This window comes from Vibrio sp. J383, assembly GCF_023503985.1.
GTDB lineage: Bacteria > Pseudomonadota > Gammaproteobacteria > Enterobacterales > Vibrionaceae > Vibrio > Vibrio splendidus.
The window spans coordinates 38,350-61,135 of sequence record NZ_CP097293.1 but is presented as its reverse complement, the minus strand read 5'-3'; the positions used below and the strand labels follow the sequence as shown (position 1 = coordinate 61,135).

Genomic DNA, 22,786 nt, shown 5'->3' with positions numbered 1-22,786 from the left:
TTATTCGATAATTACTAGAGCTTGGTCGAATTCTACTGGTTGACCGTCTTCAACTAGGATAGCCGTTACAACACCAGATTTATCAGCTTCGATTTGGTTCATCATTTTCATTGCTTCAACGATACATAGCGTTTCGCCAGCAGTTACAGATTGACCAACCTTAACGAATGGTTTTGCATCTGGGCTTGGAGCGCCGTAGAAAGTACCAACCATTGGAGAAAGAACTTGGTGACCAGCTGGAACTGCAGGAGCTGCTGCTTCTGCTGCTACAGGTGCCGCCGCAGGTGCTGCCGCTACAGGAGCTGGAGCCGCTGCATATTGAATCGGTGCTGCAGATATAGGGCTGTTACGACTGATTCGTACTGACTCTTCACCTTCAGAGATTTCTAGCTCAGAAATACCAGACTCTTCAACCAATTCGATTAGCTTTTTGATTTTGCGAATATCCATTGTTTCTTTCTCTTTATCTGTTGATTGAACTTACTCTTTGACTGAGTAGGTTAGTAATAGTTCGTTGTTTTTATTTACTTTGCGTTGAGCTTGTTGAGCGCAGCCGTCAAAGCAAATTGATAACCTTGGGCACCTAAGCCACAAATCACACCTTCTGCTTTATCAGATAGGTAAGAGTGGTGACGGAATGGTTCACGTGCGTGAACATTCGATAGGTGAACCTCAATAAATGGGATAGCAACACCAAGTAGTGCATCACGCAACGCCACACTGGTATGTGTAAAGGCCGCTGGGTTGATAATAATGAAATCAACATTTTGATAAGCACTATGGATAGCTTCAATCAGTTCATACTCACGATTTGACTGTAAGTGAGACAGCTCAACATCTTGTGTTTTCGCTTGCTCGGTCAATGAGCTAATAATCTGGTCAAGTGTTTGAGAACCGTAGTGTGCAGGCTCTCTAAGGCCTAACAGGTTAAGGTTTGGGCCATTTAAAACTAGAATGCGAAACTTTGTAGACATTGTGGGGCTATCTTCCTTTATCGTGTTTACGAATGTGAATGTTGCCATTTTATTGAAAATTTGGGGTTAATTTCCAGTAAGAAAAACCCAAATTTAAAAATTAGAACCAGATTATAGCTAATTCAGCGCAAATCGCAGCAATTTACTGGTCTAATCTCCTATAAGTGCAGCATGGAATTGTTATCAACTTAACAAAAAAACACGATTGCTTTAATTTTATCGAAGATATTTGAGATCAAGATCGGCCATAAAAAAACCGCCACATAGGTGACGGTTTCGTTATGGTCTGTTTTAAACAGTGATTAGCTAATGTGACGGGTTGCTTATGCCAGTTCAGCTTTCTCTGCAATCAGCTTATCAACCACACTTGGGTCGGCCAGTGTCGACGTATCGCCTAGGTTGCCAGTATCGCCTGTGGCAATCTTACGTAGGATACGACGCATGATTTTACCTGAACGAGTTTTCGGTAAAGAATCTGTCCAATGCAGCACGTCTGGTGTTGCGATTGGACCAATCTCTTTACGTACCCAGTCTTTCACTTCTTTATGAAGTTCTGCGGTTGGGAATTCACCATCATTCAACGTGATGTAAGCGTAAATGGCTTGGCCTTTAATATCATGAGGAATACCGACAATCGCTGCCTCAGCAATCTTATCGAACGCCACTAGAGCCGATTCAATCTCAGCGGTACCCATACGGTGACCTGATACGTTCAACACATCATCGACACGACCAGTAATCCAGTAGTAACCGTCTTCATCACGGCGAGCACCATCACTAGTAAAGTACATGCCTTTAAAGGTTGAGAAGTAAGTCTGCTCAAAACGGTCATGATCGCCGTGAACGGTACGCATTTGTCCCGGCCAAGAGTCAAGAATTACAAGGTTGCCGTCTGTTGCACCCTCAATGATGTTGCCCATGTTGTCGACAAGTGCGGGTTGCACACCGAAGAATGGACGTGTCGCTGAGCCCGGTTTTAGGTCTGTTGCGCCCGGTAGTGGTGCGATTAAGATACCGCCCGTTTCTGTTTGCCACCATGTATCTACAATCGGAGACTGCTCATTACCAATTGTTTTGTAGTACCACTCCCACGCCTCAGGGTTAATTGGTTCGCCTACAGAGCCCATGACTCTTAGGCTATCACGAGAAGTCCCTTCAACCGCTTCATTGCCTTTCGCCATCAAAGCACGAATCGCTGTTGGTGCAGTATAAAGAATATTCACTTGATGCTTATCGACTACTTCACTCATGCGGCTTGTATTCGGGTAATTCGGCACGCCTTCAAACAGGATGGTTTTCGCACCATTGGCAAGCGGACCGTAAACAAGGTAAGTGTGACCGGTAATCCAGCCCACATCCGCAGTACACCAGAAGGTTTCCCCTTCTTGGTAATCGAATACGTATTTGAAGGTCATGGCTGCATAAACTAGGTAGCCACCTGTGGTGTGCATAACACCCTTAGGTTTACCTGTTGAGCCTGACGTATAAAGGATGAATAGCGGATCTTCTGCATTCATCTCTTCTGGTGGGCAATCTGCCGATACGTTTGCGATAGCATCATGCCACCACACATCACGGTGTTCGTGCCACGCAACATCGCCGCCAGTACGTTTGAATACCACAACCTTCTCGATGTTCTTCACTTCAGGGTTAGTCAGTGCTTCATCGACATTCTTCTTCAATGGAACAGCACGACCGCCACGCACGCCTTCATCGGCAGTGATTACGACTTTAGAATTTGAATCGATAATACGACCAGACAGTGCTTCTGGTGAGAAACCGCCAAATACCACAGTGTGAACCGCACCGATACGGGTACATGCCAGCATGGCAACAGCAGCTTCTGGCACCATCGGCATGTATAAACAAACCACATCGCCTTTGCGTACACCTTGCTCTTTTAGAGCATTTGAAAACAGGCACACTTCTTTATGTAGTTCATTAAAAGTTAGAGTTTTGTCATCCGCTGGGTCATCGCCTTCCCAGATGATAGCGACTTCATCACCGCGCTCAGCAAGGTGGCGGTCGATACAGTTAGCCGAAACGTTAAGCGTACCATCTTCAAACCAACGAATATCAATGTGGCCAGGGTCGAAAGAGGTGTTTTTTACCTGTGTGAAAGGTTTAATCCAATCAACGATTTTTCCGTGTTCACCCCAAAAGCCTTCAGGGTCAGAAACAGATTGCTGGTACATGGCTAGGTAAGTGTCATTATCCGCGTGCGTGGTTGATTTAATATTTTCTTTTACCGGATAAACGTGGGCTTCACTCATTGCATCTCTCCTTGTGCCAACATTCTTAATGAACTGGCAACTTCCTTTGTGTTCAGTTTCTAAGTCTTTTACAGGACCGTCGTTGTGCTATCACTCTCGGCTAGGACGGTGATTTCCACAATTAGACTTTAGGATGAGACGCCGCTTTTCACTTACAAAATAGCGAGTTAAGTTCATTTTTGCGATGTTGCTCTCTATGTCGAGAGGCAAAGGTTGAATTAAGAATAAGAAGAGTTGAAACGGGGTAAATCACCGTGTTTAAGGCGTACAAAAATTAGCGCAGCGGAGATAGCGTCTTGTAATGCATCATGTTTATTGACCGGTATAGGCAAATCCAACTGGCGACATATGGCGTCCATACTGAGATCAAAATAGGCATTGGGCAGCTGTCTTTCGAGTTTTTCTTGATAGAGCAGGCTCACTTCGACTAATCGGTTAGGCAGTGGAAATCCGAGTTGTTTTAAACAGGCGCGGTCGAGAATTTTCTTGTCATAGCGGATGTGGTAGCCGACTAAAGGACGGTTACCAATAAAGTCGAGCAGCTCGATCAAAGCCTGTTTTTCTTCAATGCCGTGCTTTAGATCTTGATGGCGAATACGATGGATTTTTATTGAATTGCAATCGAGCGATTGAGGAGCTCGTAGTTGGACTTCAAAAGGCTGACTGGTAATGATTCGGTTACCGATGATCTTGGTTGCGGCAATAGTGACTAACTCCGCTTGATTAGGGTCGAGGCTGGTGGTTTCACAATCGAGCGATATATATTCATTATGCGTAGGTGTAGTAAACAGAGGCTGATAAGCAGAGCCTTTGAGCTTGTGATGCCAGTAATAACGAACCAATCTATTCATCGTTGAGCCGCCTAATCTCTGATTTGATAGTGGTAGCCGAGCCATTGCTTGAATTTTTTGACCACATGTAGGCTATGACGAAGTAAGTCTCGGTCTGCCCGCTCCATCAGTTTGACGTTGATCTTATTGCTGCTGTGTTGTTGTGAAAGTCGCTGAGCTAAACGCCATTTTAAAAACTGTTTGAGCGCTTCACTGAGGTTGTCCGCGGTACTTTGCTCTAAGACCTTTTTACTAACGAGCTGTTCAATGCGTTCAAAGGTGTTGTTCACCGTCACACCATGTTCAAGACAAAGTGCTCTCACACCGTGCACGATTGGGAAAATACCGCCTTGTTTGATATCGAGCCCTGATTTGGATTTTTTTACATTACCAAATAGGGTGAGGGGAACCGAGAAGTTCAGAGCAGGGCGGCAGAATTCAGTCAGAATCAATTCCTGTCCGAGCATCAAATCACTGAGGTGTTGTTTTACTGGTTTTAATAACTCTCTGTTACCCGCAACGGCGTGTGCATCCGCCATGATAGCAATATCCATTACGGTTTCTGGCGTGGCTTTTTTTACCCAACGGGTGAGGGTTTGTTTCCACTCTTTTTCTGAATGTACCCATTTAGGGTTGTTGACCATCACGTTGCCTGGGCAGAGAGGGTAGCCCAATTGCTGCAGTGTATGGGTGAGATCGCTCATGGCACTTTGGCATTGATGCCATTCTAAGCCGTCTTGAATTATCAGTGCGTTGTCTTGATCGGTTTTGAGGATTTGCTCTCCCCGACCTTCAGATCCCAATACGATCAGGCAGCAATGATTATGCAGTGCAGGTGGGATAACCAACTCAAACGCTTTCTCTATGATTTGTTCATTAACGGCAGAAATCAGCTCCATGATGAAGCGTGTACGAATGCCGTTACTGAGCAGGCTTTCGACTAATTGACGCTGTTTGTTGGAGGCTAATGCCAGTTCTTCAATGCTGGTGGCGCGAGCAATACGCAAAGTGAGAACGTGAGAATGAGTAGAGAATGCACTCAGAATCTGCGTCATATCCACCATACCAACAGCATTTGGACCATCACAAACCATCAGCCTTTTTACTCGATTTCTGGTCATGGTAATCATGGCGTTAAATAAGAAGTCGCCCTGGTTTACGTGCATCACTGGAAACGTTGCTATCTCGCCGACAGGCGCATCCAATGGTAAGTTATCGAGCATCACAGCATGCAATAAATTGGTTCGAGTGACGATTCCATACGGTAGGGAACATGATGATCCAAAAGCTTTTTGATCATCATGTTCCAAATGAACTAGAGCCGAGTCCAACCCTTGTTCTTTAAGGGTTTGAGTGACTTGATTGATAGGTTGGTAGGGTTCCAGTATCAATGGAGGGTGATAGATTGATTCGTCCACTTTAGTCAGTATGAACTCGGCAAGATTCTGCTGCTGTTGAGCGGCTTCAATTAGCGCTTTTCGTGTCGAAAGGTTGCTATCAAAGTAAGCTGCAAACTGGCCATTGGCGTGGTAAAGCTCGAGAAAGATGTCTGTGGGTAGTAGATAACTTAATGTATCTTCGAGCGCGATGTACTGGTGTTTGGTGTGAGGTTCAAACTGGCTTCTGACATCAAAAATATCGTCATTGGCATAGTGTGCGTAAATCTCGCCATCACTGCTCGCGCGCTCTTCAACAGCCCCTTTGATCAAAATGTGCAGGTGTCGGCTCGGCCTATCGGCTTCCAGTATGACTTCTTGAGAGCGGTAATACACCACGTCTAATGAAGAGCGCAGCTTCAACTGTTCGGTGTCGGACAGGCTATCGAAGGGTGGGTGCTGCATATTAAATTTGTCAGGCATAAGCATCACAAGAATAAATGGGAGTCTTTAATCAGTCTGACAAAATACCAGCGAAGCTCCAGACGACTTTAGTCTATATGCGAGTATGGGTATCGATGAGCGTGAAATCTTTCATTGAAATGCGATATCCAAACCAATTGAATATGGGAATACTATCCCAGTAATAATTCCCTTTTTCATCGTATGCGAGATAGGCATAATTGGTGCTGCCTTTTTCCGGACACTTTTTATAGGTTATTTATGTTTAGCCCTTCCCCTTATGGCTGGATCTCCCAGTATTTTCTTGGTTTCTTTTTTGCCTATGGTGTTTATTTACCATTTTGGGCGCTGTGGTTTGAAGAGCAAGGCGTTTCTGCGGGTGACATTGGTGTCCTAATTGGTATTGGTTTTGCGACGCGTTGTGTTGCTAACCTAGTGATTACGCCACGTATCCATAAAGTTGAACACTTGATGCCAGCTTTACGCTGTTTGAGTTTTGCCGCGCTGTTGTTTGTAGGTTTCCACTTTTTCACGGGTGGCAGTTTTTTATTGATGCTGCTTGCTACTGTGCTGTTCAACCTGTGTTGTGGGCCAATCATTCCATTGTCTGATGCGATGGCTAATCACTATAGTCGTCTTAATATGCTCGACTATGGCCGAACTCGTTTGTGGGGGTCGATTGCCTTTATTGCAGGTTCAACTGTCGTTGGTTACTTGGTTGCGAAATTCGGTACTGAAATGATTTTGTACACGGCCTTTGCTGGTGTACTGATGTCATTAGTATTGGCGATGAGAAACCCTAACGTGATGCCGGTGACACACTCTGAGCAACAAGCGGTACGACCAAGATTAGGTGAGTTGCTGCGTGAATCGTCAGTCGTTAAATTTTTAGCCTTGATGGCGCTGCTGCAAGGTAGCCATGCGGCTTACTACAGCTTTAGTGCAATTTATTGGAAAGAGGCGGGTCACTCAGAAGCGATCATCGGTTATTTGTGGAGCCTTGGTGTTGTCGCTGAGGTGGCCGTATTTGCGTTAAGTAAGCGCTTATTCTCTGGTTGGTCACTGCGTACTCTGTTCGTGGTAGCGGCAATTGGGGTGATGGCTCGTTGGGGGATTACCGCTTCTACCACAGCGATTTTCGCACTGGTTATGGTGCAACTGCTGCATGGTGTGACGTTTGCTATGGCACACATCGCAGCGATTCAATACATCCAATCTGAAGAACAGAACAAGATGGTGGCGCTACAAGCTCTGTATAATGCGATTCCATTGGGTGCATTTATCGCACTAATGACCACCTTAAGTGGTTGGGGATATGAGCTTTGGGGTGCCAATATCTTCTGGGGTATGGCCGCAATGGGAGCACTTGCCTTGTTTATTAAGGTCGATGAAAGAAGCTCAGTGGTTGAGGTTAATCAAACAGCCTCAGCTCAATCTGATGCTCAGAATTAAAGCCTAAAGCACAGAATTTAAGCGATGCGATTGAGTTAAACGCACTTCCCTAGTTAAATGAAACCTCTCCCTTATGGAGAGGTTTTTTTATGGATGAAAAAGGGTTTTTAATGCAAGGATGGATAGTAATTCCAGTCTCTTTAGCCTATTTGGGCGTGTTGTTTTTGATTGCTTGGTATGGAGACAGGCAAGTTCGTTGGCTATCACGCTGGCGTCCATGGATCTATAGCCTTTCGATTGCGGTGTATTGTACCTCTTGGACCTTTTATGGAACGGTCGGACAGGCGAGCAATAACCCATGGTCCTTCTTGCCTATCTACCTTGCCCCTATTTTGGTTTTCACGTTGGGGTGGCGGATCTTAGCTCGGCTGATCCTCATCGCGAAGCGTGAACACATCACCTCTATTGCCGACTTTATCGCGGCTCGTTATGGAAAATCTCAAGGCTTAGCGGTGGCGGTGACCATTATCGCTGTGGTTGGTATTCTTCCGTATATCGCGCTGCAGTTGCGCGGTATTACCATGGGGTTGGATATTGTTGCGCCAAACCTAGCCACTGATTTTGGTTATCAGGACTATCACGTCTCTTGGTTTGTGGTCGGTGCATTGGCCATTTTTACGATGTTGTTTGGCACGCGACACATCGATAACACTGAACACCACCGTGGCATGATGATGGCTGTAGCGTTTGAATCCATTGTTAAGCTCGCGGCATTTTTGATTGTTGGCTTGTTCATCATGTACCTGGCGGTGAGTAGTGACAAAATCGACCTGCTTGATGTGGCGGCTTCCACCTATGAATCGCCGAATATTCCGACCTTAATTATTCATACCGTTTTAACCATGTTGGCGATTGTCTGTCTGCCGCGCCAATTCCACACCATGGTGGTTGAGAACGAACGTCCTCAAGATTTGCATACTGCTCGCTGGCTGTTTCCGCTTTATCTGATTTTGATGGGACTGTTCGTGCTGCCAATTGCTTGGGCAGGACAAGGGTTGCTCACTGACATGCCGGCTGATACTTACGTTATCAGTGTGCCAATGGCAGAAGGTGCGAATCACATTGCTTTGTTAGCTTTCCTCGGAGGTACTTCGGCGGCGAGTGGCATGGTGATTGTATCGACCATAGCATTAGCGATCATGGTATCGAATGATTTAGTGATGCCATTGCTGCTGCGTCGTATGCGTCTAACCCAAAGAACACATCGACATTTTTCTGGCCTGTTACTGGTGATTCGACGTGGGTTAATTTTGCTGCTGTTACTTGGTGCTTGGTTGTTTTATCAGGCCCTCGATACTATCCATTCATTGTCGGCGATTGGCTTTCTTTCTTTTGCTGCGATTGCTCAGTTCGCTCCTGCATTAATTGGTGGATTGTACTGGCGTCCCGGAAACCGTAAGGGTGTCTATGTCGGTTTGCTTGTCGGTTCGGTGATCTGGCTGATTACCCTGATGAGTCAAACCAGCATGCTAGCGGGCGATAGCGAAAGTAACTTACTGCTGTGGATTATCACGCCGCCGGAACTGCTGAGAAGTTGGGATGTTAGCAGCTCAAATTGGGGCATAGTGCTGAGTATTTTACTCAATACCTTGTGCTATGCCGTGGTCTCGATGACGACCAGACCAAGCCTAAGTGAGCGCTTACAATCGGCAGCATTTGTTGGTACACCATTGCCTGAAAATGAGAATATCAGCCTCTATCAAAACCGTGTGACAGTCGCAGAATTAGAGATGTTGGCATCGCGTTTTGTGGGTCGCAAGCGAGCGAAAAGCGCCTTACACAGCTATTGGCAGCAGCACGGTCAGCCGTTACTTCCCAATCAACAGGCGCCCGCAAGCCTGATTAGACACGCAGAGCGTGTGCTTGCTGGTGTGTTCGGTGCTTCGTCTGCTAAGTTAGTACTCACTTCTGCTTTGCAAGGCAGAAACATGCAGCTTGAAGAAGTGGCGACCATCGTTGATGAAGCCTCGGAATTGTACGACTTTAGCCGTGGTTTACTGCAAGGCGCGATTGAACATATTGGCCAAGGCATTGCAGTAATCGACAAACAAATGAGGCTGGTGGCGTGGAATCAACGTTACTTAGAACTGTTTGAGTTCCCTGCTGGCTTGATTCAGGTTGGTCGACCCATTTCAGATGTGATTCGTCACAATGCTGAGCAAGGTTTGTGTGGTCCGGGTGACCCGGAAGATCACGTTCGCCGCCGTGTTTATCATCTTGAACAAGGCACTCGACACACCTCTTCTCGCATTCGTCCCGATGGTCGAGTGATTGAAGTGCAAGGTAACCCGATGCCAAGCGGTGGCTTTGTGATGAGCTTTACCGACATCACGGTATTCAGACAAGCAGAGCAAGCGCTAAAAGATGCTAACGAAAGCTTGGAATCGAGAGTGCATGAGCGAACTCAAGAGCTCGAAAAACTGAATCATCGCTTGGTAAAAGCAACTCAGATTTCGGATCAAGAATCACAATCCAAGAGTCGTTTTCTTGCGGCTGTGAGTCACGATTTGATGCAGCCATTGAATGCTGCTCGCTTGTTTGCTTCTTCGCTATCTGAGGTCGCAAAAGAACAAGAGGTCAAACAGCTTTCATCCCACATCGAAAGTGCGCTTGGTGCGGCCGAAGATCTGATTGGTGATTTGTTGGATATCTCGCGCTTGGAATCCGGCAAGTTAGAAACCAACATTCATGCGATTGCCGTGCATGATGTACTAACCAATTTGAATGCGGAATTTAGCGCTTTAGCGATACAACAAAAAATCCAGTTTCAAATGATCCCATCGTCATTGTTCATTCATTCTGACCCTAAATTATTAAGACGAGTGATTCAGAACTTTTTGACTAATGCGTTCCGCTATAACCCAGAGGGCAAAGTGGTCCTCGGTGCGAGACGAGTGAATGGTCAGGTGCGAATCGATGTGTGGGATAACGGAACCGGTATCGATGAAGACAAGCAACAAGAGATCTTTGAAGAATTTACTCGTGGTAGCCAAGTGCGTGCTGATCAGGGGTTAGGGCTAGGATTAGCCATCTCCAAAGGTATTGCCCATGTGCTTGGTCATCAAATATCGATGCGTTCATGGCCGGGTCAAGGCAGTGTCTTTTCCATCACCTTAGCGAGAGCTGAAAAGGTGGCTCCGGTTGTACAAGCTTCGACGCCAATGGCGACCAGTGATATCGAGCATCTGAAAATACTGTGTGTCGATAATGAACGAGAGATTTTAGTCGGTATGGAGAACTTGATTGGTCGTTGGGGTTGTGAGGTTAAGACAGCCGTTGATCTAGTTGAAAGCTTGAAGTGCCTAGATGATGGTTGGCAGCCGGATGTGATTTTCTCTGATTACCGTTTGGATAATGGTCGAACCGGACTCGAAGTCCTGCAGCAGTGTCGTTTACGCCTTGGGGACTCTTTTGAGGGTGTCATTATCAGTGCTGATAGAACCGATGACATGTTGGCAGCGATAAAGGCCAATAGTTTTAGTTTTATAGCCAAGCCAGTGAAACCGCTAAAACTTAGAGCGGTATTGAATCGAGTGAGTTAACTTGAATTAACAGGTTCGGATTAGCACGTTCGGACTTGTGAGCGGATAGTGGAAAGGCCTCGTATGAGGCCTTTTTTGTTTCGGTAAGGAGCGTTAATTCTTGTTCATTGATTAACTAACTGGCAATACCACCCTGCGTCAGTGTGGTTGGATCAAGTAGCTTGCTGAGTTCTTCTCGGCTGAGATCAGTTTCTCTTTCTGCAACATCAAGAATCGGTAAGCCCTCTTTATAAGCTTTCTTGGCAATATCTGCTGCCTTTAGATAGCCAATCACAGGGTTGAGCGCTGTCACTAGAATTGGGTTCTTTGACAGTGCTAAATCGAGATTGTCTTGGCGCACGGTGAAGGTAGCTATCGCTTTATCAGCCAGTGCGACTGAGCTGTTTGCCAACAACTCTATGCTTTCTAGAACGTTATGAGCAATAACCGGCAGCATCACATTCAATTGGAAGTTACCCGATTGGCCAGCAATCGTGATTGTGGTGTCATTACCAATCACTTGCGCCGCCGCCATAGCAGCTGCTTCTGGAATTACAGGGTTGACCTTTCCTGGCATGATAGACGAGCCCGGTTGCAGCGCTTGTAACTCAATTTCCCCTAAGCCAGCCAACGGCCCTGAGTTCATCCAGCGAAGATCGTTTGAGATCTTGAGGATCGCAACTGCTGCAGTTTTAAGCTGACCAGAAAACGCAACGATCGCGTCTTGGCTGCTGAGGTTAAAAAAGAAGTTTTCACTCGAGGTAAAACTGATCTTTGTTGATTGAGACAGGTTACTTGCAAATTTATCGGCAAAGCGTGGGTCGGCATTGATCTCCGTACCTACTGCTGTGCCACCTTGAGCAAGCGCCTTGATTGCTGGCAAGCTGCTTTTAATGGCTTGCTTAGCGTGTTCAATCTGGAACTTCCAACCACCAAGCTCTTGAGCAAAGGTAATCGGCATCGCATCCATTAGGTGAGTACGACCTGTTTTTACTACCTCAGCAAGCTCTTGCTGTTTAACGGTAAGTGCTGCGGAAAGGTGAGTTAATGCAGGCAACAATTTGTTTTCTGTCATCAAAGCAACGCTTACTTGGATCGCCGTTGGCACTACATCGTTACTGCTTTGACCCATGTTGACGTGATCATTGGGGGTCACGTCGCCTTGCAGGCTTCTTGAAGCGAGTGTCGCAATCACTTCGTTAGCATTCATGTTAGAGCTGGTGCCAGAGCCCGTCTGATAGACATCAATAGGGAATTGCTCGAGGTGTTTACCCTCAATGATCTCTTGGCTGGCTTCGGCTATCGCGTTGGCAATATCACCTTCTAATAAGCCTAATTGAGCGTTGGTATCGGCGGCGGCTTGCTTAATTAACGCCAGTGCTTGAATAAAGCTGGTTGGCATCTTGTGCGAGCTAAACGCGAAGTTATCCGCGGCACGTTGAGTTTGTGCCTGGTATAGCGCATCGGCAGGGACTTTAACTTCGCCCATGCTGTCTTTCTCAATCCGAAATTCTTGGGTCATGTTCTATCCTTGTTAGCCAAGTGGGGCTTGGACTTGTTGTAGTGTCTGGCTGATATTCAAAAAACGCGCTTGGCCGTGCGGTTGCTGGCGGTAGTGGCGTTTTAAATAAAATAGTGGCGAGTGAATAGAGTCTAGGCAGATATGACGAAAGGCGAAACTGTGGTCAGGAGACTCAATCGCTTCAATTAAATGAAAGAAAACTTGGCGCAGGTACAGTTCACACAACAAGATATTTTCTTGAGCGGCATGCTTTTCATAGTAAGCCGACAGCGTGAGTGCGCATTCGATATAGTCTCGAATCACAAACGGTTCGTTACCTTGAACTTGCTCTAATGAAGCAAAGCGATCTTGTGCTTTGTAAAATCTTGAATAGAGAACCTGCTGCTCTTTCATCATCATTTGCATCTCTCTAATGGATGTTAATGATAATTATTATCAAATGAGAGTTTAAAAACAACCCTTTCTTTAGTCTTTTTATAAAATGGCAGGGAAAAAGAAAAAGCCGATACATAAAGTATCGGCTTTCTTGAATCAGTACCTAATCCCTACAATGTAAGTACTGATTCATTTTCTAAGTGCTTATTATCCTAGTCACTAAGTCGCGAGCTTCTTAGTGGTCGTGAGCTTCACCAGCACCTTTAGGATAACGGATAGACTCAACCATCTCTTGTACATCTTCTGGAACTTCAGCGGTCACTTTGTTCACTGCAATTGATACTACAAAGTTTAGACACATACCTAGCGTACCGATGCCTTCTGGGCTGATACCAAACCACCAATTTTCCGGTGTGCTTGCTGCTGGGTTAATGAACTTGAAGTAGATGATGTAGCTTGCTGTGAAGGCAATACCTGACAACATACCTGCAATTGCGCCTTCCTTGTTCATCTTCTTGTAGAAGATACCTAGGATGATAGCAGGGAAGAAGGATGCTGCGGCTAAGCCGAAGGCAAACGCTACTACCTGAGCTACGAAACCTGGTGGATTAATACCTAAGTAACCAGCACCGACAATCGCGACCATGGCGGCCAAACGAGCGGCTAATAGCTCCTGTTTGTCGGTCATGTTTGGTCTAAAGCCTTTCTTCAACAAGTCATGTGAAATCGACGTTGAGATTACCAATAGTAGACCCGCGGCTGTTGATAGTGCGGCTGCTAGGCCACCGGCTGCAAGTAGTGCTACAACCCAGTTAGGTAGTTTTGCTAGCTCTGGAGAAGCCAGTACGATGATGTCACGGTTAATCTTCATCTCGTTGCGTTCATCGCCCGAGTAGAACATTTTGCCATCGCCGTTCTTATCTTCCCAACCTACTAGGCCAGTGCTTTCCCAGTTTTTATACCAGCTTGGTGCGTCTACTGCTGCGACACCTTGCATGTCAGGACCGTTAATCGTTTCAATCATGTTTACACGAGCGAACGCTGCAACGCCGGGTGCTGTTGTGTATAGCAATGAGATGAACAGTAGTGCCCAACCCGCTGAGATACGAGCATCACGTACTTTTGGTACTGTGAAGAAGCGAATGATTACGTGTGGAAGACCCGCAGTACCGACCATTAGAGCTGCACAGATGAAGAATACATCCACCATGCTCTTGTTACCTTCGGTATAGGCGGTAAATCCGAGCTCTTCGGTTAGGCCATCCAGTTTATCAAGAAGGTAAACATCCGTGCCAGATAGCGTTGAACCCATACCAACTTGTGGAAGTGGGTTACCCGTCATCATGATTGAGGTAAAGATTGCTGGAACAAGAAAGGCGAAAATGAGGACACAGAATTGAGCTACCTGCGTATAAGTGATGCCTTTCATGCCACCAAGCACTGCGTAGAAGAACACAATACCCATACCAATGATGATGCCTAGGTTAATATCAACTTCTAGGAAACGAGAGAATACAACGCCAACACCACGCATCTGGCCTGCAACGTACGTAAATGATACGAAGATTGCACAGAATACCGCTACCATACGTGCTGTTTTCGAGTAGTAACGTTCACCGATGAAATCAGGAACCGTAAACTGACCGAACTTACGTAGGTAAGGTGCTAAACATAGCGCAAGTAGTACGTAACCACCTGTCCAACCCATTAGGTAAACCGCACCGTCGTAACCAACGAATGAGATGATACCTGCCATTGAGATGAATGATGCTGCCGACATCCAGTCAGCGGCTGTTGCCATGCCGTTTGCTACTGGGTGTACGCCGCCGCCAGCAACGTAGAATTCACTGGTTGTTCCAGCGCGAGCCCAGATTGCGATGCCGATATAGACTGCGAAAGTAATACCGACGAGAATAAACGTCCAAGTTTGAATATCCATGTTCTAGCCTCTAGTCTTCCTGTACGTTGTATTTTTTGTCCAGCTTATTCATGCGAACAACGTAAATAAATATCAACGCCACGAAGGTATAAATTGAACCTTGTTGAGCGAACCAAAAACCTAGCTTAAATCCGCCAAATTGAATGGTATTGAGGACATCCACAAATAAGATGCCTGCGCCGTAAGACACCACAAACCATATTGCGAGTAGTGTTCCCATTATTCCCAAGTTTTCCTTCCAGTAGGCTTGAGCATGTTCCGTAGATTCGAACGCCATTGCCTTCTCCTTTATTCCGTTTTCGTAGAAACCGTTTTTGTGAAACCGTTTTGTAAAATAGCGTGTTAACGTAATGTTACGATTTAGAATGTAGCAAGGATAAGTCAAGGGATCTGTGCAACTTTAGTCGGGATGGTATTAGCGCTAATGTACTGAAATATGGGAGCTAGGAGACATAACCATAGAGAAATGTGATGTTACGGTATTGTTAAATTAGCCAAAGGTCTAACAAAAAGGGATGAATTAGACTGCGAGTCATAAAATTTAACAACTAAATGACCGAGAAACGGTATTTAGCCCTGCTTATGACACGAAGCGAAACATAAGTTTGTTATAGTAACTACGGCACTTTCACCGACCGTGCCTTGCTAAACGGCAGAAGATCAACAAGCTAGTGGCAAAAGAACAACAGGCTTAAAGCTCGGATTTTATTCTTTGGGGGAACGAATTGGACGCAATAACCATTAACCACTTATTCTTGACTGGTGCCGTACTCATCGCCATCAGCGTGCTTTTCTCACAAGTGTCCTCTCGATTGGGCGTTCCTATTCTTTTGATCTTTTTGTTCGTTGGTATGTTAGCGGGTGAAGATGGACCCGGTAATATTCATTTCGATGATTACTCACTGACCTACTTGGTGAGTAACCTTGCGCTTGCCGTGATTCTGTTGGATGGCGGTATGCGAACCAAGGTGGCGAGCTTCAAGGTCGCCTTCTGGCCTTCGCTCTCGCTGGCGACGATAGGTGTCGCATGTACAGCAACCTTAACCGGATTAATGGCGGCTTGGCTGTTTGACTTGTCATTAATGCAGGGCATCTTGGTCGGGGCGATTGTTGGTTCAACCGATGCGGCAGCGGTATTCTCTTTGCTGAAAGGACAGAGTCTCAATGAGCGTGTGGGTTCAACTCTAGAGATCGAATCGGGCACTAACGACCCAATGGCGGTCTTCCTGACGGTGACCTTAATTGCGCTGTTAGGTAACCCTGACGCTGAGATGGGAATGAACTTCCTACTGCAAAGTTTTGCGATGCAGTTTGGTATCGGTACCCTTGTTGGCATTGGCGGCGGCTGGGTTCTATGGAGCTTAATCAATCGAGTACAACTGGCTGATGGCCTTTATTCCATTCTGGTACTCAGTGGGGGCGTGGCTCTGTTTGCGTTCTCTAACATGCTTGGCGGCAGCGGCATCTTATCGATTTACCTCGTAGGTCTGTTCATTGGTAATCGTCCAACGCGTTCTCGACACTCTATTCTTAATGTCCTAGACGGTATGACGTGGCTAAGTCAGATCGTGATGTTCTTGGTGTTGGGTTTATTGGTGACACCATCGACCTTAATGGACATTGCACTTCCTGCGTTAGCACTGGCTTTCGGTATGATTTTGTTTGCTCGTCCAGTGTCGGTTTGGTTGGGTTTGCTGCCGTTCAGAAGCTTTACCACCAAGGAGCGCTGGTTTGTCTCTTGGGTCGGTTTACGTGGTGCAGTTCCGATCATTTTGGCGGTTTTCCCGATGATGGCTGGCCTGCCAAATGCTCAGCTGTATTTCAATATCGCCTTCTTCGTGGTTATGGTTTCGTTGATTGTTCAAGGCGGCAGCTTAATGAAAGTCGCAAGACTCGCTAAAGTGACTCTACCGCCAACGCCAACACCGATTTCTCGTACCGGTATCGAGATTTATCCGACCAGTGAATGGGAGATGTTTGTCTACAAGCTGAAAGAGGAAAAGTGGTGTGTCGGTGAGCCGCTCAAGCGTTTATCGATGCCTGAAGGGACGCGCATTACCGCACTGTTTCGACAAGATGCCTTGCTTCACCCATCGGGCAGTACCATATTAGAGGCGAACGATATTCTCTGTGTACTTGGTCAAGATAAAGATCTAGATAGCCTAAGTGAGCTATTCAGTGAGGCACCTTTGGCAGAAGAAGCCGCTCGATTCTTTGGTGACTTCTTCTTAGATGTTGGGTTATCGGTCGCTGCGGTAAGCGATTGTTATGGTATTGAACTTGGCTCGGAAGAAGAGCGAGAAATGACGCTAAAACAATTGGTTGATCAAGAGCTTGGGGCACACCCGGTATTAGGTGACAGCTTTGAGTGGCATGACATCACTTGGGTGGTTGCAGATATAGATGATCATAAAGTCGTCAAGCTGGGTTTATGTTTGCCTAAGACGACTTTAGAAGAGGATGTAAACGAAGCTTAATTGTGGATTTCTTGTAGCAAGATAACTGCTTGAGTTCGGTTTTTCACATCCAGTTTACGGAAGATGGCTGTCATATGCGCCTTGATGGTCGCTTCCGAAACATTCAATTCATACGCGATTTGCTTGTTCAGCAGGCCGTCCGATAGCATTCCTAACACCTTGTATTGTTGAGGCGTCAATGTGGAAAGCTTTTCTGCCAGGTCGCTACAGGCTGCATTGTTGGTGATCAGCCCTTCAGGGAAGAACGGGTCGCCATTCAGCACTTGATTGAGTGCGCTGACCAATTCACGCATATCACTCGACTTAGGAATAAAGCCAAAGGCACCGTGGCTCTTCACTTGAGTGACAACGCTGGCATCCTCGCTGGCAGAGATCACCACAATCGGTAAATCTGGGTATTCAGCACGCAGTTGAATTAAGCCAGACATCCCATTAGCACCCGGCATCTTAAGGTCGAGAAGCAACAGGTCTGGTTCATCTTCTTTCTTTAGCAGAGTCAGTAAGGCATCGAGGGAATCAGCCTCAAGCAGGTTCGCACCACTGATCGCCATATGAACTGACTGAAACAGGGCGTTGCGAAAAAGAGGATGGTCATCAGCAATGATGATGGTATAGGTCGAGTCCATGACGTTCATACTTTTAACAATTTAGTTAATATTTATTATCATCCTGATTGAGTATGTGGACAATATCTATGCATTAAAAGTCTGAACCATATCGACTTTTATCCCCGGAATAAGAAAGCGTTACTCTGAATAGCAAAAAAGCCGCACTGCCATCTCGTTACTGAGGGGCAGTGCGGCTTTCGTTTAGGCGGATATTCCGGTGAATATTGCCCTTATAGCTGGTGGTCTTGCATGTGTTTCAAGAATACATCGGCAGCCATAAAACCCGTTACACGCGCATTTGGAACATGGTTACCCTCGCCATCCCAGAACTCTATGGTTGGTAAGCCAAGTACCTGTAATTGTTTAAGCAGCTCAATGTCTTGAGGCATGTTTTTCGTCACATCAGCTTGAAGAAGAACAAAGTCAGAAAGCTTGTTTTCAACATTGGCTTGATGGAAGGTGTACTTCTCAAACTCTTTACAGGCTACACACCAATCAGCGTAGAAGTCGAGCATCACTGGCTTACCGAGTTTCTTCGCTTCGATGAGCTGGATTTCTAGTTCTTCAACCGTGTTGATGCGTGCAAATTGGATTTGCTGTTCAACCACCACGCTCTTTTCTGCAAACCAGTAGTTCAATGCAGGTTGCGCAGAAGCGAATAGGCCGAGCATCGCGATGATACCAACAGCGCTTTGCTTCCAGCCGCCGAATGGCAGTGCATTCTTGCTGTGGTAAAGCCAACCAAAGGCGATGAAGCCTAATCCAGACCAAAGCACAGTTGCCCACAGTTCAGGAATGATACGTTCTAGCAGGAAGATAGGCGCTGCCAGCAAGATAAAGCCAAATACGATCTTCACCTTGTCCATCCAGCTGCCCGCTTTCGGCAGTAGTTTGTTGCCAAATACCGCAACTAAGATCAGCGGAATACCCATACCCATCGCTAACGCATACAGAGCAATTGCACCCGTTAATAGGTCACCACTTTGAGCGACATACAGCAGCGCACCTGACAGTGGAGCAGTAGTACAAGGTGAGCACACCAAGCCCGAGATAGCACCCATCGCAAACACGCCCAAGGTATTGCCACCTTGTTGCTTGTTGCTTTGGTTGTTGAGCCAAGTTTGAATGCTGCTTGGTAGTTGTAGGTTATAAACGCCGAACATCGACATCGCCAACGTCACGAACAGAACACTCAGTGCGATTAGTACGTAAGGGTGCTGCATCGCAGCTTGGAACTGCATGCCTGCTGAAGCAACCACTAAACCCAATAAGGTGTAGGTCAGCGCCATGCCTTGCACGTAGATGAAGGACAGCATCAGCGCACGACCTTGGCTGAGCTTGCCGCCACCCAATACGATACCCGTTAGAATCGGATACATAGGCAGAACACACGGCGTAAAGGCTAAGCCAACACCGAGTGCGAGGAATAATAATGGAGTCCACCAACTGTCACCCAGCTTATCGGCTAAGCCTGCTTCTTTTGAAACGGGAGCATTGGTTTGTTGAGTGGTATTGCTTGCTGCGTCAGCGGTAGGAGAAGAGGCTTGTACTGAATTGTCAGCTTCACCAGCTGCAGCAGATGAACCTTGTGAGACACTGCTATTTTGGGCATCACCACTGTTTTGCACATCACTGCTTTTTATATCCCCAGGATTCGTCGAAGTAAACGGTTCAATGTCGATTACTCGAGTTTCTGGTGGGTAGCAGAAACCAGCATCTGCACAACCTTGATACTTAACGATCAGCTGTGAGCCATCTTGGTAACTCTGTAGTGGAACTTGCACGAATAACGGCTGAGTATAAATGCTCACCTCACCGAAGAATTCATCTTGGTGTGGTTGGCCATCTTCCATTTCAACATTGCCGATAGCGAGATTTTGGCCAGTGAACGAGAGGCTATGTTGATAGAGGTAGTAGCCCTCTTTTACTTGCCAGTCGAGAAGGACCTTGCCGTCTTGCTGGTAGTAATTGAAAGGGAAAGCTTGGTCTACAGGGACAAAACCGTTGTTATTGCCTCCGAAGCTTGGCTCGGCGTTGTCGTTTCCAAAAAGCGCCCACGCAGGCTGGGTGAACAAGGAAACACAAACAAAAAGTAATGTGGCAAGTCGTCGCATACTATTTAGTCATCAAAATGGAGTTGAAGGTATCTTAACTCAATCAGACCGTAATAGTTTGTGATTAGTTTCATCGACCAGCAAATATCCGCTAGGGCGGGTGAGCCACTTTCTTAGGCAGTCGAGAGAGGGTTAGCAGCGCAACTGCAGTGAACTGCCCTTGCCAATAAGACATTTAGGCAACACCCAAGCGTGCTCTTACTACTTGTTCGCAAGCATCAATGTTCATCGTGTCTTTCGGGATAATTAGCACGGTGTCATTGCCGCCAACCGTACCGATAATCTCGGTATGTGGGTCGATATCGACTAATCTTGCGACCAACTGTGCACAACCAGGGTTTGTTTTTACGATCACCATCGCTTGGTTGTGAGTAATTAATTCGATTTGTGATGAGATTGAGGCATCGACACGCACAGGCGCGCTTTCAACCGTGATGCAGTAAACCTTTTTACCACAGGCATTCTGAATTTTGACAACGCCAAGCTGTGACAAAATGCGAGAGACGGTCGATTGGCTGATACCTGTATAGCCAATGTCGACGAGTTTCTCGCGCAGTTGATTCTGGGTCGAGAAGCTTTGTTGTTGTAGTAAGCGTTTGCACGCGGCAGTCAGTGTTTTATCTTCAGCTGAATACAAGCAACCGTGCTCAGTGATTTGGTTCATGAACAACTCCTTAAGGTCAACGTGTTGATATCGCTTGTCCATAGCGCAGAACGCACTCCCAAAGCCGTAGAGTACGATTGTTAATTAGGGCTTACCGATGAACCCCGAAATAAGAGGGAGGGTATGCGAGATGTATGATCATCTATTCATTGAGTCTAACACTAAAGGATAGTTATCTTTTTGAAGGCGATCACCAAACAAAATTCTGGTTAATTGCTTTTATTGCGGAGTTTTATTCTTTGGTTAAGTGGATATTTATTCCGTGTTGGGAATAAATATCCATAAATTGTTAAGGGTTTTTGTTGCGGAGGTAATAGCGCTAAGGGTTAGCGAATTTCACTCATGATCTCGCGAGAGAATACTTTTTCACAGTAGTGACATTTAAGCTGTACGTTTTCGTGTTTTAGCTGCACTTTAAAGCTACTTTCAACGGGTTCACCGTGCGAAATACAGTTGCTATTTGGGCAAGCGAACACACTGTTGATTTGTTCTGGCAGCACAAGTGTTAGCTTGTTGACCACTTTGTACTCTTCAATTTGATTCACTGTCGCTTGTGGAGCGTATAGAGCCAATTGGTTGGCTTGTTCCTTGGTCAGAAAGATGTTCTCAATCTTGATTAGGTCTTTGTTGCCGAGCGCTGATGATGGCAGGTTTAACCCCATCGTGATGCGTTGTTCTGTTTTATGCAGCTTGAACAGTTTGAGAATTTTAATCCCAAGATGAGCAGGGATGTGGTCAATGACGCTGCCATTACGGATCGCTTCTACTTGTAGCTGAGTTTGTTTAACCATGACTGTATCTCCTGCTTATAAAGTGTCGTTTAGAACTAGGGCTAATAAAGCTTCACGTGCATACACACCGTTTTCAGCTTGTTCGAAGTAGTAAGCGTGTGGCGTTTTATCGACGTCAGTTGTGATTTCGTCGACGCGTGGCAGTGGGTGAAGTACCTTCATGTTTTGGCGAGCGTCTTTCAGCGTATCGGCCGTCAGAATGTAAGCTGATTTCATGTGTGCGTATTCTGACGCATCAAAGCGCTCTTTCTGTACGCGAGTCATGTACAGCACATCCAGTTCAGGCACCACTTCTTCAATGCTGCTGTGGGTGCTGTATTGGATCCCCATCTCTTCCAGTTCTTCACAGATGTAATCTGGCATCTCTAACACTTCTGGCGCGATAAAGAAGAAACGCACGTTATTGAATTTTGAGAGTGCTTGCGTCAATGAGTGCACGGTGCGGCCATATTTTAGGTCACCGACGAATGCCACATTGAGGTTATCGAGCGTGCCTTGCGTTTCGTAAATCGAGAATAGGTCCAACAAGGTCTGCGTTGGGTGTTGGTTCGCACCGTCGCCACCATTCACAATTGGCACACCGTTAGAGAATTCAGAGGCTAAACGTGCTGCGCCTTCTTGTGGGTGACGCATCACAAAGGCATCAACGTAAGAAGAAATGACCTGCACCGAATCGGCAAGTGTTTCGCCTTTCTTAGCCAGTGATGTGTTTCCGCCATTATCAAAGCCGATGACGGTGCCGCCAAGGCGTTGAACTGCGGTTTCAAATGAAAGGCGAGTTCGAGTTGAAGGTTCAAAGAAGCAGCTCGCGACAACCTTATTTTTCAGCAGCTCTGGATTTGGCTCTGCTTTGAGTCTTGCGGCAGTATCGACGATAAGCTCCAGTTCATCACGAGAGAGCTCAGGAATGGAGATGATGTGCTTGTTAAATAACGAATGCGCCATAACGGGTCTTCCTTTTTCTATGCATACAGTCAAATTGCGGACAAAAAAAAGCCCCCTAAAAATAGGAGGCTTCGAAACGATCAATAGAGCAAAATAAAAATGACACCAACGCCATTCTAAGGCGTATTGGTTGACAATTATGTGCGACAAAATTGCGGTTCATTTTTTGCTCTCTTAAGACAAATTGCGGAGGATTATACTCAGATAAAAAGGCCATGCAATACTTTCTGTAAAGTATTCATTTAATGGATTTTTATGCGAAATAACGTCCGTTTTAATCTTCCATTTAAGCCTTTGTTGGAACTGATAATCTCAGGCTTTTTTAGGTAATAATCTATTTAACTACATGAAAAAAAATGCGAGCTTTATCCAAGGTCAAAATCCCAAGAACGCCCCCCGCATTTCCCTGTCATTGCACTTAACTTATTAACGTCTTGCGAACAAGTGAGTGCTTAACTGCTTA

At 46.1% G+C, this 22,786-nt stretch carries 17 protein-coding genes; 3 read left to right on the top strand and 14 right to left on the bottom strand.

The window, feature by feature from the left end:
* The 5 genes from accB to M4S28_RS00260 form a co-directional block, all read right to left on the bottom strand.
* Complete coding sequence (accB, locus tag M4S28_RS00280; protein ID WP_249632122.1) at positions 1 to 450, bottom strand: acetyl-CoA carboxylase biotin carboxyl carrier protein; 450 nt, start codon at positions 448 to 450, stop codon at positions 1 to 3.
* Between the two features lie 74 nt (positions 451 to 524).
* The gene (gene aroQ, locus M4S28_RS00275) at positions 525 to 974 is read right to left on the bottom strand and encodes a type II 3-dehydroquinate dehydratase (RefSeq protein ID WP_004729735.1); all 450 of its coding nucleotides are present in this window, start codon (positions 972 to 974) and stop codon (positions 525 to 527) included.
* 323 nt (positions 975 to 1,297) lie between these two features.
* A complete protein-coding gene (gene acs, locus M4S28_RS00270) occupies positions 1,298 to 3,247 on the bottom strand; it encodes an acetate--CoA ligase (protein WP_017108601.1) in 1,950 nt (649 codons plus the stop codon).
* Positions 3,248 to 3,465: 218 nt separating this feature from the next.
* Complete coding sequence (locus M4S28_RS00265) at positions 3,466 to 4,098, bottom strand: 3'-5' exonuclease (RefSeq protein ID WP_076675535.1); 633 nt, start codon at positions 4,096 to 4,098, stop codon at positions 3,466 to 3,468.
* A gap of 11 nt (positions 4,099 to 4,109) precedes the next feature.
* Positions 4,110 to 5,942, bottom strand: coding sequence for a DUF294 nucleotidyltransferase-like domain-containing protein (locus M4S28_RS00260; protein WP_249632743.1), 1,833 nt, complete (start codon positions 5,940 to 5,942; stop codon positions 4,110 to 4,112).
* A 234-nt stretch (positions 5,943 to 6,176) separates the two neighbouring features.
* Between M4S28_RS00260 and M4S28_RS00255 the strand changes: the two genes are divergently transcribed.
* Both M4S28_RS00255 and M4S28_RS00250 read left to right on the top strand, forming a co-directional pair.
* Positions 6,177 to 7,367: a 3-phenylpropionate MFS transporter gene (locus M4S28_RS00255; protein ID WP_249632121.1), complete on the top strand. Its 1,191-nt coding sequence runs from the start codon at positions 6,177 to 6,179 to the stop codon at positions 7,365 to 7,367.
* A gap of 110 nt (positions 7,368 to 7,477) precedes the next feature.
* Positions 7,478 to 10,909: a hybrid sensor histidine kinase/response regulator gene (locus M4S28_RS00250; RefSeq protein WP_167409364.1), complete on the top strand. Its 3,432-nt coding sequence runs from the start codon at positions 7,478 to 7,480 to the stop codon at positions 10,907 to 10,909.
* Between the two features lie 115 nt (positions 10,910 to 11,024).
* On the opposite strand, the gene M4S28_RS00245 is transcribed toward M4S28_RS00250, so the two are convergent.
* The 4 genes from M4S28_RS00245 to M4S28_RS00230 form a co-directional block, all read right to left on the bottom strand.
* A complete protein-coding gene (locus tag M4S28_RS00245; protein WP_249632120.1) occupies positions 11,025 to 12,410 on the bottom strand; it encodes a class II fumarate hydratase in 1,386 nt (461 codons plus the stop codon).
* Positions 12,411 to 12,422: 12 nt separating this feature from the next.
* Positions 12,423 to 12,809: a hypothetical protein gene (locus M4S28_RS00240; RefSeq protein WP_004729728.1), complete on the bottom strand. Its 387-nt coding sequence runs from the start codon at positions 12,807 to 12,809 to the stop codon at positions 12,423 to 12,425.
* A gap of 211 nt (positions 12,810 to 13,020) precedes the next feature.
* Complete coding sequence (locus M4S28_RS00235; protein ID WP_004729727.1) at positions 13,021 to 14,724, bottom strand: sodium:solute symporter family protein; 1,704 nt, start codon at positions 14,722 to 14,724, stop codon at positions 13,021 to 13,023.
* A 10-nt stretch (positions 14,725 to 14,734) separates the two neighbouring features.
* On the bottom strand, positions 14,735 to 15,001 hold the full coding sequence (locus tag M4S28_RS00230) for a DUF4212 domain-containing protein (protein ID WP_004729726.1): 267 nt from the start codon (positions 14,999 to 15,001) through the stop codon (positions 14,735 to 14,737).
* A 448-nt stretch (positions 15,002 to 15,449) separates the two neighbouring features.
* Between M4S28_RS00230 and M4S28_RS00225 the strand changes: the two genes are divergently transcribed.
* Positions 15,450 to 17,201: a potassium/proton antiporter gene (locus M4S28_RS00225; protein ID WP_004729725.1), complete on the top strand. Its 1,752-nt coding sequence runs from the start codon at positions 15,450 to 15,452 to the stop codon at positions 17,199 to 17,201.
* Here the strand turns inward: M4S28_RS00225 and M4S28_RS00220 are convergent.
* The 5 genes from M4S28_RS00220 to pyrB all read right to left on the bottom strand — a co-directional run bounded on the left by M4S28_RS00220 (position 17,198) and on the right by pyrB (position 22,323).
* Positions 17,198 to 17,827 carry a response regulator transcription factor gene (locus M4S28_RS00220; RefSeq protein ID WP_004729724.1) on the bottom strand — a complete coding sequence of 210 codons (630 nt, stop codon included), beginning with the start codon at positions 17,825 to 17,827 and terminating at the stop codon, positions 17,198 to 17,200. The two genes, M4S28_RS00225 and M4S28_RS00220, sit on opposite strands and share 4 nt — an antisense overlap.
* Before the next feature lie 212 nt (positions 17,828 to 18,039).
* Positions 18,040 to 19,923, bottom strand: a complete 1,884-nt coding sequence (locus M4S28_RS00215) for a protein-disulfide reductase DsbD (RefSeq protein WP_249632119.1) — start codon at positions 19,921 to 19,923, stop codon at positions 18,040 to 18,042.
* Positions 19,924 to 20,098: 175 nt separating this feature from the next.
* A complete protein-coding gene (locus tag M4S28_RS00210; protein WP_004729722.1) occupies positions 20,099 to 20,587 on the bottom strand; it encodes an arginine repressor in 489 nt (162 codons plus the stop codon).
* A 326-nt stretch (positions 20,588 to 20,913) separates the two neighbouring features.
* Entirely contained in the window at positions 20,914 to 21,378 is a 465-nt protein-coding gene (pyrI, locus tag M4S28_RS00205) for an aspartate carbamoyltransferase regulatory subunit (RefSeq protein WP_004729721.1), read from the bottom strand.
* A 15-nt stretch (positions 21,379 to 21,393) separates the two neighbouring features.
* The gene (pyrB, locus tag M4S28_RS00200; RefSeq protein WP_017083816.1) at positions 21,394 to 22,323 is read right to left on the bottom strand and encodes an aspartate carbamoyltransferase; all 930 of its coding nucleotides are present in this window, start codon (positions 22,321 to 22,323) and stop codon (positions 21,394 to 21,396) included.
* Between the last annotated feature and the right edge of the window lie 463 nt (positions 22,324 to 22,786).